This is a genomic window from Bradyrhizobium sp. HKCCYLS3070, from assembly GCF_051167575.1.
Classification (GTDB): Bacteria; Pseudomonadota; Alphaproteobacteria; order Rhizobiales; family Xanthobacteraceae; genus Bradyrhizobium.
This window is the reverse complement of record NZ_JBNPTI010000005.1, coordinates 458,563-470,764: the sequence shown is the minus strand read 5'-3', so window position 1 is coordinate 470,764 and position 12,202 is coordinate 458,563. Positions and strand designations below refer to the sequence as shown.

The window sequence follows — 12,202 nt, the reverse complement described above, 5'->3', positions numbered from 1 at the left end:
TCGCGGTTCTCCGCGAGGCGCAAACGTCAGGCTTCCAGTTCGGCAGTCACGGGATTGCGCAGCACGCCGATGCCCGAGATATCGACCTCGACCGTATCGCCGGGCTTCATGAACAGAGGCGGGGTGCGCTTGAGGCCGACGCCTCCCGGCGTGCCGGTGACGATCACGTCCCCGGGCAGCAAGGTCATGATCGTCGAGCAATAGACGATCAGATCGGGCACGTCGGTGATGAGGAGATCCGTGGTGGTCCGCTGCACGGTCTCGCCATTGAGGCGGGTCTGCAGCGTCAGCTTGGACGGGTCGGGAATTTCGTCGGCGGTGACCAGCCAGGGGCCGAATGCGCCGGACCGGTCGAAGGTCTTGCCCGACAGGAATTGCGACGTGTGGCGTTGCCAGTCGCGGATGCTGCCTTCATTGTAGCAGGAATAGCCGGCGATGTGCGCGAGCGCGTCCTCGCGCCGGACATGCCGGCCGGCTTTCCCGATCACGAGCGCGAGTTCGCCCTCATAGTCGAAATGATCGGAGACACCAGGGCGAATGACCGGTTGCAGATGTCCGACCTGGCTGGTCGGAAAGCGCGCGAACAGCGCGGGCTTCTCGGTGACCGTTCGTCCGGTCTCGGCGACGTGGTCGCGATAGTTCAGGCCGACGCAGATGATCTTGCCGGGATCTGGGATGACGGGCGCGAAGGTGATCGCATCGAGCGGATAGTCGGGCGGTTCGGAGGTGAGCAGCGCGGCGGCGTCGCGAAGCGCATCCGCCTCGAGCAGCGCGCGCAGGCTCTTCGCCGGCAGCCGCCGGCCGAGGTCGACGACACCGTCTCCCTTCACGGCGCCGTATCCGGGACGCCCGTCGATCACAAAGGAAACCAGCTTCATACGTGAACCCTCTCAAAAAGAACGGAAACGCTCAGGCCGCGCTCGGCGGCGGTGCGAGGAAGGCGAGGCCTGACAACAGCGCCGCGGGATCTTGGCCCGTGCGGACAGCACCCAGGATGTAGCGGTCGGGGCGCATCAGCACGGCGTCGAAGCCGTGCTGATCGAGCCAGCCGTCGAGGCCGCCAGCTTCCTCGCCGCAAATGACGGCGACGTCGGCGGCCGTCAGGCGGGCATGATGCTGCTCGATCATTGCGGTCCCGAGACCGGACCGGCATAGCAGCGCGAAGCGATAGCCGACGCGGTCGTCGCTGCGGCCGTGATCACGGCTGCGGAATTGCGGCGCCAGCTTTCCCGTCATGCTGCGTTCGCCGCAGGCAAGGCCCGGGCCGAGCACTGGCTTCTGCACGTCGAGCTTGAGCTGGCCGTCGCCCTGTGCCGTGCCGGTCGCAAGCGCCGCCTCGACCGCCTTGGTGTTGATCAGCCCACCCAGCCGGATCGCGAGCTCGATGAATTCGCGCACATGCGGCGCGCGCTCACTCTGATAGGTGTCGAGAAGATCAGGCGTCGCCTTCCCGGCAATCACAAGCGCCAGCTTCCATGCGAGGTTGGCTGCGTCGCGAATGCCGGCACACATGCCCTGACCGAGGAAAGGCGGGGTCTGATGCGCGGAATCGCCTGCGAGCAGGAACCGTCCGGCACGCCATTGCTGGGCGACCGCGGAGTGGAATGTGTAGACGGCGGCGCGTTCGATCTCGGCCTCTGCGGGCCGGAGCCAGGGCGAGAGCAGCTCCCACACGCGCGCCGGTTGGGTGATCTCGACCGCGTCCTCGTCGGGATGAACCGTGATCTCCCACCGGCGCCGGTTGCCGGTGCCGCGAATATAGGTTGCGGGACGCTGCGGGTTGCAGTGCTGGACGCTGAAATCGCCGAGATCGGGCCGCTCCTCCCTCAGCAGCACGTCGCAGACGAGCCAGCGCTCGTGAAAGCCGAGATCGTCCAGCGCCGAGCCGATGAAGCGGCGCACCAGCGAACGTGCACCGTCGCAGCCGATGACATAGGCGCAGGAGATGTCGACGAGCCGGCCGGTGCCGAGGTCCTCATAGCGAACGCGCGCCCCCTCGCGGTCCTGCTCGAGCGCGAAGACATCACAGCGCGTGCGCAGCTCGACATGAGGCCAGCGCTCCAGGCCGGTGTTGAGCACGGCTTCGAGATCGGGCTGGTGAAAGCGGTAGCTCAGATTCCAGCCCATCGCGGTCGACTCGCTGGGGCGCGGCCAGTCGAGCAGCAATCGTCCCCCCGCATCGACGAAGCGCATGCCGGGACTCAATGTAAGGTGGGGCAGGATGGCGTCGGCAAGGCCGATGGTCTGGAACACGCGCATGCATTCGTCGTCGAAATGCACCGCGCGAGGCAAATGATAGGCCTTGGCTTCGCGCTCCAGGATCAGCGTGCGGATGCCGCACAGGCCGAGCAGGTTGGCGAGCGTCGAGCCCACGGGCCCGCGACCGACGATGACGACGTCGAAGCTTCCGGAATGTGCGACCATGTTGCTCATGGCCGCATCTGTTCCGCAACCGCCTCGCACCTTCAAGGCGCGGTCACGAACTGTCCGCGCAGCGGACGCTCAGGCCTGGACGGGGATCGCGGCCGCGGCGTCGCGCAATGGGGCCGCGTACTGAGCGACAGCCTCCTCGAGGGTCATGGCGGAGCGGATCCAGATGATCGAAATGCAGCCGAACACGACGTCGCCCCGCACGATCGGCACCGCGATCGACGACGTCTTCGGATTGAATTCGCCCTCGTTGCGGATCGCATAGCCGCGCTGGGACGTTTCCGTTATCATGCGCTGCAGCCGCTCGGGCGCCAGGAAGAAGAGGTCCTCGGCATCCTCGATGCGTCGCAGATGGTTGATGATGAGGTCCCGCTCTGCGGGCGGGCAGGCGGCCAGATAGGCCCGGCCGGCCGAGGTGTGCAGCATCGGCAGCCGCTTGCCGATCATGCTGCGGTCGATCGAGAGCGGGCTGCGCGCATGCGTGGTCTCCTGGATGACCATCGCGCCGTTCTCATAAGTCGACAGATCGACCGGCCAGATCAGGCTGCGGCTGAGCTCGGCGAGATAGGGCGCGGCGACCTGGCAGATGAAGATGCCGGGATCATAGCCGTCGCCGAGGCTCAACGCGTGGCGCGTGACCCGGAAGCGGTCGTCGCTGGCGCTGCGCGCGACATAGCCGAGTTCCTCGAGTGTTTCGAGCAACCGATAGACCGTGGGCCGCGGCAGATCGAGCTGGCGCGCCACGTCGCCGGCGCGAATGCCCCCGGACCGATTGACCGCGCGCAGCACGTCGAGCCCCCGCTTGAAGGCGCGGACACCCTCCGCAGGACGGGCCTGCGGAGATCGCGTCCGTTGCTTGGACACTTGGAAAATCCTCCCTGTTCTTCGTTTCCGTCCGCCGATACCGTCTTGAGAACGCGAGCCGGATGCAGGGGCGGCAGTCTACTGCAGGACCGCGCGGAGCTGATACGAAATTCCGCCCGCGCCTTTCGGGAGAAAACAAGATGGAAATAACGGCGCTCGGTTACATCGGCATCAAGTCGTCCCAAGCGGAGCAGTGGGGACGCATGGCGACCAAGCTCCTCGGGATGCAGCGCGTGGATCGCGCGGCCAGCGTGCAGGCCTATCGGATGGATGATCGCAAGCAGCGGCTGATCGTCGATGGCAGCGGCGATGGCGGGCTCGCCGTCATGGGCTGGGAGGTCGGCGACGCTGCCGCGCTCGCGCGGCTCGCGAGCCGTCTCGACGACAACGGCGTGAAGGTGGCCCGCGGTTCGCAGGCACTGGCCGACGAGCGTCATGTCAGCGAGCTGATCTGCTTTCAGGATCCCGCCGGCAACACGATCGAGGTGTTCTGGGGGGCCGCCGTCGCCTCGGATCCCTTCAGGCCGGGACGTCCGATCTCCGGCTTTCGCACCGGGCCGCTCGGCATGGGGCACGTCGTGCTCAACGTCGAGGACGTCGAGCCGCTGCTGCGGTTCTATCGCGACCTGCTCGGCTTCAAGGTGTCCGACTTCGGCCTGACGCCGTACAAGCTCTATTTCTTCCACGTCAACGGCCGTCACCACAGCTTCGCGATGGTCGGCTCCGGTCGCCGCACACTGCATCACTTCATGGTGGAACTAGGTAGTCTCGACGACGTCGGCCAGGGCTACGACCTGGCACAGCTCGACGACGGGCGCGTGGCCTACACGCTGGGCCGTCACACCAACGACCACATGACCTCGTTCTACGTCAACACCCCCTCCGGCTTCTTCATCGAATATGGCTGGGGCGGCCGGGTGATCGATCCCGCGACGTGGCAGCCGCATGAGACCTTCGACGGCCCGTCGCTGTGGGGGCACGAGCGATTGTACCTGCCGGACGAGCAGCGCAAGCGCATGCGTGACATGCGGCTGTCCGCCGCCGCACGCGGCGTCCGTGTGCCGGACCCACGCGTTCCGCCGCTGAACTGCGCCTGGCTCGACGCGGTGATCGCGCAGGAATGAGCTATGCGGCGCGCTACACCGGAATGCGCACGCTCGCCCGCAACCCGCCCATCGGGCTGTCGCCAAGGGTGATGTCGCCGCCATGGGAGCGGGCGATGTCGCGGGCGATGGCGAGGCCGAGGCCGGTGCCGCCCTCGTCCTGGTTGCGCGCGTCGTCGAGGCGCAGGAATGGCTTGAACACCTCCTCGCGCATGTCGGCCGGGATGCCCGGGCCGTCATCGTCGACGGTGATGGTGAGGTAGCGGTGGTCGCGATGGCCGGTGATGGCGATCGCGTCGGCATGGCGGGCGGCATTCGAGACGAGGTTGCCGAGGCAGCGCTTCAGCGCCTGCGGCTTCACGGTCACCACCGGCAGGCCGTGGAACGATACCGTGGCGGAATGGCCGTTGCGCTCGGCGTCGCTCCGCAGCTCTTCCAGCGCATTGGAGATGTCGGTCGGCTGCGCGATCTCGCCATTGTCGCCACGCGCGAAGGCGAGATAATCCTCGAGCATGTGCGACATCTCGTCGACGTCCTTGCGCATGGCGTCGATCTCGGGACTGTCGCCGAGCAGCGCCAGCTCCAGCTTGAAGCGCGTCAGGATGGTGCGCAGATCGTGGCTGACGCCGGCCAGCATCGCCGTGCGCTGCTCCAGGGTGCGCTCGATGCGCGCCTTCATCTCCAGGAAGGCGTGCGCCGCACGCCGCACCTCGCGCGCGCCGCGCGGCCGGAAGTTCGGCACCTCGCGGCCTTTGCCGAAGCTCTCGGCGGCGTCGGCGAGCCGCAGGATCGGCTTGATCTGGTTGCGCAGGAACAGCACCGAGACGATCAGCAGGATCGACGACGTCCCGACCATCCAGAACAGGAAGATGTCGGTGTTCGACGCATAGGCCGCGCCGCGCTGCGCGAACACGCGCATCACGGCATCATCGAGCGCGATGCGGATCTCGACCAGGTTGGAGCGGCCGACGGTGTCGATCCAGAACGGACGGCTGATCTGGCGGCCGATCTGGCTCGACAGCGACTGATCGAGCAGGTTGAAGAACGGTTTTGGCCCCGGCGGCGGCATGTCGCCGGCCGGCAGGAAGTCGACCACAAGGTTGAGCCGCTGCTGCGCGATCCGGCGCAGCATGGTGCGGTCCTTGTCCTGCGGATAGCCCTTGTAGATGTCGATCAGCGCGGCGACGTCCTGCACCACGGCGGCGGACAGCCGTCGTGTCACCGTGTTCCAGTGCCGCTCCATGAACACGCCCGCGACCACCGTCTGCAGGATCACCATCGGCACGATCATGATCAGCAGCGCGCGCGCATAGAGGCCGGTCGGCATCCAGCCCTTGAACGCGTTGCCGACGATGCTGTTGGCGCGCGAGACGCGGCGGGATGCGGTGCGGATGAGGGTGAGGCCGGTGTCGAGCGTGCTCATGCTGGGACGCCCTCGCTGCTTCCGTCATTGCGAGGAACGAAGCGACGAAGCAATCCAGAGTCATCGCGGGCCTCTGGATTGCTTCGTCGCGCTCGCAATGACGTCGAGACCTTCACCTGCACCGCCTCAGCCCGTCACCATCAACCGATAGCCGATGCCGCGCACGGCCTGCAGGAACAGCGGGTTGGCCGGATCGCTTTCGAGCTTGCGGCGCAGGCGGTTGATCTGGACGTCGACCGCGCGCTCGTTGACGGTGCCGTTGCCGGTCAGCGCGCCGCGCGGCACGGTCTCGCCGCGGGCATTGGCGAGGATGCGCAGCATCTCGCGCTCGCGGTCGGTGAGGTGGACGATCTCCTCGCCCTGCTTCAGCTCGCCGCGCGCCAGATGATAGACGAACGGGCCGAACGCGATCTGCTCGACGACTTCCTCCGCCGGCGGCGGCGCGGCGCGCTTGAGGATGTTGCCGATGCGCAGCGCGAGCTCTCGCGGTTCGAAAGGCTTTGCGACGTAGTCGTCGGCGCCGAGCTGCAGGCCCTCGATGCGGCTGTCGGGCTCAGCGCGCGCGGTCAGCATCACGATCGGCACCGACGATTGCGTGCGGATGAAGCGGGCGAGGTCGAAGCCGCTTTCGCCGGGCATCATCACGTCGAGGATCAGGAGATCGAAATGCAGCCCGGTGAGCTTGGCGCGGGCATCGCTTGCGCTCGCTGCCGTGGTGACGCGATAGCCTTCGCCGCGCAGGAAGCGCGACAACAGATCGCGGATGCGGCGGTCGTCGTCGACGAGCAGGAGATGCGGTGCGTCGTCGGCCGGCGTCTGCGGCGGATGCGGTGCGATGGCGGCGATCGTCACGGTCACTCCTTGGCGGCGGCGACAGGCGTCTTGAAGATGGCTTCCAGCACCTTGTCCGGATCGTCGCGATCGATCATCGCGCGCAGGAACTGCCGGACCTTTTCGGCGCCGGCCGGCCCGATCTGCTCCAGCGCATGATCGATGCGCCGCGTCTGCAGCCCGGCCAGCTTGGCGACCAGCGCCTCGCCCTTCGGCGTGGCGAAAAGAAGGCGCTGGCGGCGGTCGTTGTTGCCCGTCTTCTGCACGATGTAGCCCTCGTCCAGCAGCTGCTTGAGCACGCGGCCGAGCGACTGCTTGGTGATGCGCAGAACGTCGAGCAGATCGGCGACCTTCAGGCCGGGATAGCGTGTGACGAAATGCATCACGCGGTGATGCGCGCGGCCGAATCCGAACGCCTCCAGCTCGTGGTCGGCATCGCCCACGAAGTCGCGATAGGCGAAGAACAAGAGCTCGATGATGTCCCAGCGCAGCGGCTCGCCGGCCGTCGCGGAGGGCTCAGCCGCGCGCAGCTCGGGGCTCAACGTCGGAGACGAGAAATTTATGTCAGCCATATTGACGTTTCTGCGGTTCAATGTTACAAAACAATCGCCCGCTGCGAAATTTTAGATCGCTTCATCGGCGGGCAATGGTCTCCAGGCGTGTCTCAACGGGCCGTAGGCAACCCCGACGGGCATCCTTGGGCGACGTATCGAACAACCGTGTGATGTCGAGCGGCATTTCGGCAAACCATACTGGACTTCCGCCGGGCGCAAAAGCATGTCCTGTGGTGGCATGCTTGCCCGGTGACCGGCTCAAAGCCGGTCGCGGCAGGTCCGAAATTCAGAAAGCCGACTGGCCCGATCGGACGGGTCGGCGCCAGAACTCGCGAATGGCGATCAGAGCGGGGGAAGCAAGGACATGACTTTGACATTCGACATCAAGCCGACGACGAACCCGACCTCCGACCAGGAGCGCGCGGCCAAGCTCGCCAACCCGGGCTTCGGCCGGGTGTTCACCGATCACATGGCCGTGGTCCAGTACAGCCAGGACAAGGGCTGGCACAGCGCGCGGGTCGAATCCCGCGCCAACTTCCCGCTCGATCCGGCCGCGGCCGTCCTGCATTATGCGCAGGAGATCTTCGAGGGCCTGAAGGCCTACAAGCGCGACGATGGCGGCGTGAACCTGTTCCGCCCCGATGCCAATGCCAAGCGGTTCTGGAATTCGGCCGAGCGCATGGCGATGGCGCAACTGCCCCAGGCGGTCTTCATCGAGGCGGTCGAGCAGCTCGTCCGCATCGACCGCGCCTGGATCCCGGGCGGCGAGGGCAGCCTGTATCTGCGCCCGTTCATGATCGCCAACGAGGTGTTCCTCGGCGTGAAGCCGTCGGCGGAATACATCTTCGCGGTGATCGCCTCGCCGGTCGGCTCCTATTTCAAGGGCGGCCCGGCGCCGGTCTCGATCTGGGTCTCGGAGAACTACACCCGCGCCGCGGTCGGCGGCACCGGCGGCGTCAAATGCGGCGGCAATTATGCCGCGAGCCTCAAGGCGCAGGCCGAGGCGATCGCGCATGGCTGCGACCAGGTCGTGTTCCTGGACGCGATCGAGCGCCGCTATGTCGAGGAGCTTGGCGGCATGAACGTGTTCTTCGTGTTCGACGACGGCTCGCTGTCGACGCCGCCGCTCGGTACCATCCTGCCCGGCATCACCCGCGATTCCATCATCAAGCTGGCGCGCGACGCCGGCCGTGAGGTGCGCGAGGAGGCGTATTCGATCGACCAGTGGCGGGCGGACGCCAAGAGCGGCAAGCTGAAGGAGGCGTTCGCCTGCGGTACCGCCGCGGTGATCTCGCCGATCGGCAAGGTGTGCTCGGCGAGCGGCGACGTCCTGATCAACGGCGGCGAGGCCGGCCCGGTCGCCATGGGCCTGCGCAAGCAGCTCGTCGACATCCAGTACGGCCGCAGCCCCGATCCGCATCATTGGATCCGGGATGTGAAGTAGGGGCTGGGCTCGCTTAGGCTGGCAAGTTCTGGGCACAGTCGAACCGCGATGACGGTCTTCTCCACTCCCCCTTGCGGGGAGGGGTCGGGGGTGGGGGTCTCAGCAAAGACTGCCCGAGTGGACCCCCACCCCCAACCCCTCCCCGCAAGGGGGAGGGGGGCGCACCGCCCGTGCGACCGACATCCTGGCTCTTACGGACATGTTCGAGCATTGTGATGCGTCCCGCGCCCGACCCTGCTTCGGGTTGCCGCACCCCGCCCTGACTGCTACCAACCGAGCCAACGCATTCCATCCCGTAGGGTGGGCAAAGGGCCGCGAAGCGGGCCGTGCCCACCGCTGCGGCGTCATCCGGCAACGGTGGGCACGCGACGCTTTGCCCACCCTACGCTCTGGTATCAAATGAACGACAAACCCAAGAAACCGCAGAAGCTGAAGGCGCGGCTGCCGCGCGGGCTGGAGGATCGCGGCCCCGCGGCGATCGCCGCGACGCGCGAGATGGTCGAGAAGATCCGCGCCGTCTACGAGCGCTACGGCTTCGAGCCGGTGGAGACGCCGGCGTTCGAATACACCGACGCGCTCGGCAAGTTCCTGCCCGACCAGGATCGTCCGAACGAGGGCGTGTTCTCGTTCCAGGACGATGACGAGCAGTGGATATCGCTGCGCTACGACCTGACCGCGCCGCTCGCGCGCTACGTCGCCGAGAATTTCGACGCGCTGCCGAAGCCGTATCGCAGCTATCGCGCCGGCTACGTTTTCCGCAACGAGAAGCCCGGCCCCGGCCGCTTCCGCCAGTTCATGCAGTTCGACGCCGACACGGTCGGCTCCGGCTCGCCGGCAGCGGACGCCGAGATGTGCATGATGGCGGCGGATGCGATGGAGGCGCTGGGGATTCCGCGCGGCTCGTATGTCGTGAAGGTGAACAACCGCAAGGTGCTCGATGGCGTGATGGACGCGATCGGCATCGGCGGTGATGAGCACGCGGGCCGTCGGCTGACGGTGCTCAGGGCAATCGACAAGGCCGACAAGTTTCCGATTTCAGAGATCAAGAAGCTGCTCGGCGAGGGCCGCTGGGACGGCGGCGAGGTCGGCAAGGGTGATTTCACCAAGGGCGCGGGCCTGACTGAAAGTCAGATCGACTCCCTGCTGGCCTTCTTCGAGATGAAGGTCGCGGAGCCGCAAATCCAAGGTGAGGAGCAGGATCTGCAGTTCAACGCCCAGGTCTTGGCGAGCGTTGCTCAGCGGAAATTGTTCATGTCCTCGCCGGCCTATGTGGAAGGCGTCAACGAGCTGACCGAGATCGCCAGGCTGTGCAGCGCGGCCGGTTACGGTTACAGCCGGGTCCGCGTCGAACCCTCCGTCGTCCGCGGTCTCGAATACTACACCGGCCCTGTCTACGAAGTCGAACTCCTGCTCGAGACCAAGGACGAGAAGGGCCGTCCGGTGCGCTTCGGCTCGGTCGGCGGCGGCGGGCGCTATGATGGTCTCGTCTCGCGCTTCCGCGGCGAGCCGGTGCCGGCGACCGGATTCTCGATCGGCGTGTCGCGCCTGCAGGCGGCGCTGACGATGCTCGGCAAGCTCGACACGCGCCCCGCCTTCGGGCCCGTGGTCGTCACCGTGTTCGATCGCGACCGCGTCGCCGACTATCAGAAGATGGTGTCGACCTTGCGCAATCACGGCATCCGCGCCGAGCTCTATCTCGGCAATCCGAAGAACATGGGCAACCAGCTCAAATATGCCGATCGCCGCAACGCGCCCTGCGTCATCATCCAGGGCTCGAACGAGAAGGCGCGCGGCGAGGTGCAGATCAAGGACCTGATCGAGGGCGCCAAGGCGGCCGCCGCGATCGCCTCCAACCAGGAATGGCGCGAGAGCCGCCCGGCGCAATTCTCAGCCAAGGAGGACGAACTGGTCGCCGGCGTCCGCGAGGTGCTCGCGCGCCACGACGTGAGCTGGGGATAACAAGACTCGTCATACGCGGGCTAGACCCGCGTATCCATCTCTTCAAACGACGCCATCGATTTCAGAAGATGGATCGCCGGGGCAAGCCCGGCGATGACGCAGCAGAGACAACAACAGGGAGCAACGAATGCCCGAGATCACCGTGAGCATGGCCGCCGGCCGCACCGACGAGCAGAAGGCCAACATGATGCGCGACATCACCAAGGCGCTGGTGACGCATCTCGGCGTCGATCCGGAAGCGGTGGTGATCCAGATCAACGAGGCGCCGCTGACGCACAAGATGAAGGGCGGCAAGACCTTCGTCGAGCGCCTGGCCGAGCAGAAGAAGTAGTTGGCCGTCGTCCTGGCGAAAGCGAGGCTATGACATCTGTCTCGACGATCACCGCGGTCGTCCCGGCGAACGCCGGGACCCATACCCCCAAGGGAGCGGCTCGAGGCACGCTGGTCATTGGCCCTTCGCCCATCACGACCGCCACGGCGTATGGATCCCGGATCGGCGCGCGCGTGCCGCGCGCTTGTCCGGGACGACAGCACAGTTCGGAGCAGTCATGGACGCACGTGAGATCATCAAGCCGGGCATGCGCGCCGAGCGCCTGCTGGTGGTGCCGCCGGAGCGCACCGTCGGGCATTTCGTGCCGCACATGCCGATGGTCTATGCGACGCCGATGATGATCCTGGAGATGGAGATGACGTCGGGCGACGCCATCAACCCGGCGCTGCCGCCGGGCTGGGTCACGGTCGGCACCGAGGTCAACGTCCGCCATCTCGCGGCCTCGCCGGTCGGCGCGACCATCCGCACGGTCGCCGAGGTGATCGAGGTCGAGCGCCGCGTCATCCGCTTCTCGGTCGAGGCCTATCATGGCGACGTGAAGATCGGCGACGGCCGCCACGGCCGCGGCCTCATCAATGTCGAGCAGTTCAAGAAGCGCTTCGGCGTGACGTAGCCGCTCAGCGCTAGACCGACTGGCCCGTCTTCAACAGCGAACAGCCGGTGATCCTGAGGCTGCCGTCGGGCTGGGTCCGCAACGTGTACAGAGCCTCCCACGCCTCGCCTTCGGCATCGACGATGTGCACGCGCTGCGCGATGCTGCCGTCCTCGACCTGCGCGGCGCCGAATTCGAAGCTGCGATGGCGATAGACCGGCGGATAGCCGCTTTTGACCATGCTCATGAAGATCTCGACGCTCGGAAACAGCGCCTGGATCTCCGGCGCGGCTTGGGCATAGGCGGTCGCTCCGTCGTCGCGCGCCAAAGCCTGTTCCTGGGCGCGAATGACGCTCTGCGCCGCGCTGGCGTCGGCAGCCTCGGCAGGGTGCATCAGCAGCGCCATCAGCAGGACGAGCGGCACCAGAATGCGCATTTTGGGCTCCATCGGCAGTTCAGATCGATCTATCATGCGCCACGCGCCGCCCGTGACAAGCCTGCCGTGGCGCGTCAATGTCACCGGCCGGCGGCGATCGACCGGCTGGATTGTGTCGCCATCGTCACGTCTTCGCGAGCCATGCGGCCCGCGCGGTGCCGGTCGCGATGGGACCGGCTTGATCTGGCCCGACCCGGCGCGAATCATGCATTCAGGCCGTGAACGAAGCAGGAGC

Annotated in this window: 11 protein-coding genes and 1 pseudogene; 5 read left to right on the top strand and 7 right to left on the bottom strand. The window is 66.6% G+C overall.

What is annotated here, in order from left to right; translation table 11 throughout:
* Positions 1-26: 26 nt before the first annotated feature.
* From ACQR03_RS19735 to ACQR03_RS19725, 3 genes are all read right to left on the bottom strand, one after another.
* Positions 27-878: a fumarylacetoacetate hydrolase family protein gene (locus ACQR03_RS19735; RefSeq protein WP_316187663.1), complete on the bottom strand. Its 852-nt coding sequence runs from the start codon at positions 876-878 to the stop codon at positions 27-29.
* Between the two features lie 31 nt (positions 879-909).
* The gene (locus tag ACQR03_RS19730) at positions 910-2,433 is read right to left on the bottom strand and encodes a bifunctional 3-(3-hydroxy-phenyl)propionate/3-hydroxycinnamic acid hydroxylase (RefSeq protein ID WP_315825367.1); all 1,524 of its coding nucleotides are present in this window, start codon (positions 2,431-2,433) and stop codon (positions 910-912) included.
* A gap of 69 nt (positions 2,434-2,502) precedes the next feature.
* Positions 2,503-3,294 carry a DNA-binding transcriptional regulator gene (locus ACQR03_RS19725; protein ID WP_315754435.1) on the bottom strand — a complete coding sequence of 264 codons (792 nt, stop codon included), beginning with the start codon at positions 3,292-3,294 and terminating at the stop codon, positions 2,503-2,505.
* A 140-nt stretch (positions 3,295-3,434) separates the two neighbouring features.
* On the opposite strand from ACQR03_RS19725, the gene ACQR03_RS19720 reads away from it, so the two are divergent.
* Positions 3,435-4,418, top strand: a complete 984-nt coding sequence (locus ACQR03_RS19720; RefSeq protein WP_315825366.1) for a VOC family protein — start codon at positions 3,435-3,437, stop codon at positions 4,416-4,418.
* 13 nt (positions 4,419-4,431) lie between these two features.
* Here ACQR03_RS19720 and ACQR03_RS19715 read toward each other — a convergent pair whose 3' ends face one another.
* The 3 genes from ACQR03_RS19715 to ACQR03_RS19705 form a co-directional block, all read right to left on the bottom strand.
* Positions 4,432-5,820 carry an ATP-binding protein gene (locus tag ACQR03_RS19715; protein ID WP_315713591.1) on the bottom strand — a complete coding sequence of 463 codons (1,389 nt, stop codon included), beginning with the start codon at positions 5,818-5,820 and terminating at the stop codon, positions 4,432-4,434.
* 126 nt (positions 5,821-5,946) lie between these two features.
* A complete protein-coding gene (locus ACQR03_RS19710; RefSeq protein ID WP_315825365.1) occupies positions 5,947-6,678 on the bottom strand; it encodes a response regulator transcription factor in 732 nt (243 codons plus the stop codon).
* Positions 6,675-7,223: a MarR family winged helix-turn-helix transcriptional regulator gene (locus ACQR03_RS19705; RefSeq protein WP_315754431.1), complete on the bottom strand. Its 549-nt coding sequence runs from the start codon at positions 7,221-7,223 to the stop codon at positions 6,675-6,677. The genes ACQR03_RS19710 and ACQR03_RS19705 overlap by 4 nt, the downstream gene beginning before the upstream one ends.
* 346 nt (positions 7,224-7,569) lie before the next feature.
* Between ACQR03_RS19705 and ACQR03_RS19700 the strand changes: the two genes are divergently transcribed.
* The 4 genes and pseudogenes from ACQR03_RS19700 (at position 7,570) to ACQR03_RS19685 (ending at position 11,552) form a co-directional block, all read left to right on the top strand.
* A complete protein-coding gene (locus ACQR03_RS19700) occupies positions 7,570-8,649 on the top strand; it encodes a branched-chain amino acid aminotransferase (RefSeq protein WP_434841446.1) in 1,080 nt (359 codons plus the stop codon).
* A 399-nt stretch (positions 8,650-9,048) separates the two neighbouring features.
* A complete protein-coding gene (gene hisS / locus ACQR03_RS19695; RefSeq protein ID WP_434841445.1) occupies positions 9,049-10,608 on the top strand; it encodes a histidine--tRNA ligase in 1,560 nt (519 codons plus the stop codon).
* A gap of 124 nt (positions 10,609-10,732) precedes the next feature.
* A pseudogene (locus ACQR03_RS19690) lies at positions 10,733-10,939 on the top strand (tautomerase family protein); the annotation flags it as partial.
* A gap of 217 nt (positions 10,940-11,156) precedes the next feature.
* A complete protein-coding gene (locus ACQR03_RS19685) occupies positions 11,157-11,552 on the top strand; it encodes a thioesterase family protein (RefSeq protein ID WP_315713585.1) in 396 nt (131 codons plus the stop codon).
* Between the two features lie 10 nt (positions 11,553-11,562).
* On the opposite strand, the gene ACQR03_RS19680 is transcribed toward ACQR03_RS19685, so the two are convergent.
* Positions 11,563-11,967: a DUF4864 domain-containing protein gene (locus tag ACQR03_RS19680; RefSeq protein WP_315713584.1), complete on the bottom strand. Its 405-nt coding sequence runs from the start codon at positions 11,965-11,967 to the stop codon at positions 11,563-11,565.
* Positions 11,968-12,202 lie beyond the last annotated feature (235 nt).

Excerpts from the sequence above, each read along its gene's own strand:
- ACQR03_RS19735 (WP_316187663.1), bottom strand. The coding sequence starts at position 878 with ATGAAGCTGGTTTCCTTTGTGATCGACGGGCGTCCCGGATACGGCGCC.
- ACQR03_RS19730 (WP_315825367.1), bottom strand. The coding sequence starts at position 2,433 with ATGAGCAACATGGTCGCACATTCCGGAAGCTTCGACGTCGTCATCGTC.
- ACQR03_RS19720 (WP_315825366.1), top strand. The coding sequence starts at position 3,435 with ATGGAAATAACGGCGCTCGGTTACATCGGCATCAAGTCGTCCCAAGCG.
- ACQR03_RS19715 (WP_315713591.1), bottom strand. The coding sequence starts at position 5,820 with ATGAGCACGCTCGACACCGGCCTCACCCTCATCCGCACCGCATCCCGC.
- ACQR03_RS19705 (WP_315754431.1), bottom strand. The coding sequence starts at position 7,223 with ATGGCTGACATAAATTTCTCGTCTCCGACGTTGAGCCCCGAGCTGCGC.
- ACQR03_RS19700 (WP_434841446.1), top strand. The coding sequence starts at position 7,570 with ATGACTTTGACATTCGACATCAAGCCGACGACGAACCCGACCTCCGAC.
- hisS (WP_434841445.1), top strand. The coding sequence starts at position 9,049 with ATGAACGACAAACCCAAGAAACCGCAGAAGCTGAAGGCGCGGCTGCCG.
- ACQR03_RS19685 (WP_315713585.1), top strand. The coding sequence starts at position 11,157 with ATGGACGCACGTGAGATCATCAAGCCGGGCATGCGCGCCGAGCGCCTG.
- ACQR03_RS19680 (WP_315713584.1), bottom strand. The coding sequence starts at position 11,967 with ATGCGCATTCTGGTGCCGCTCGTCCTGCTGATGGCGCTGCTGATGCAC.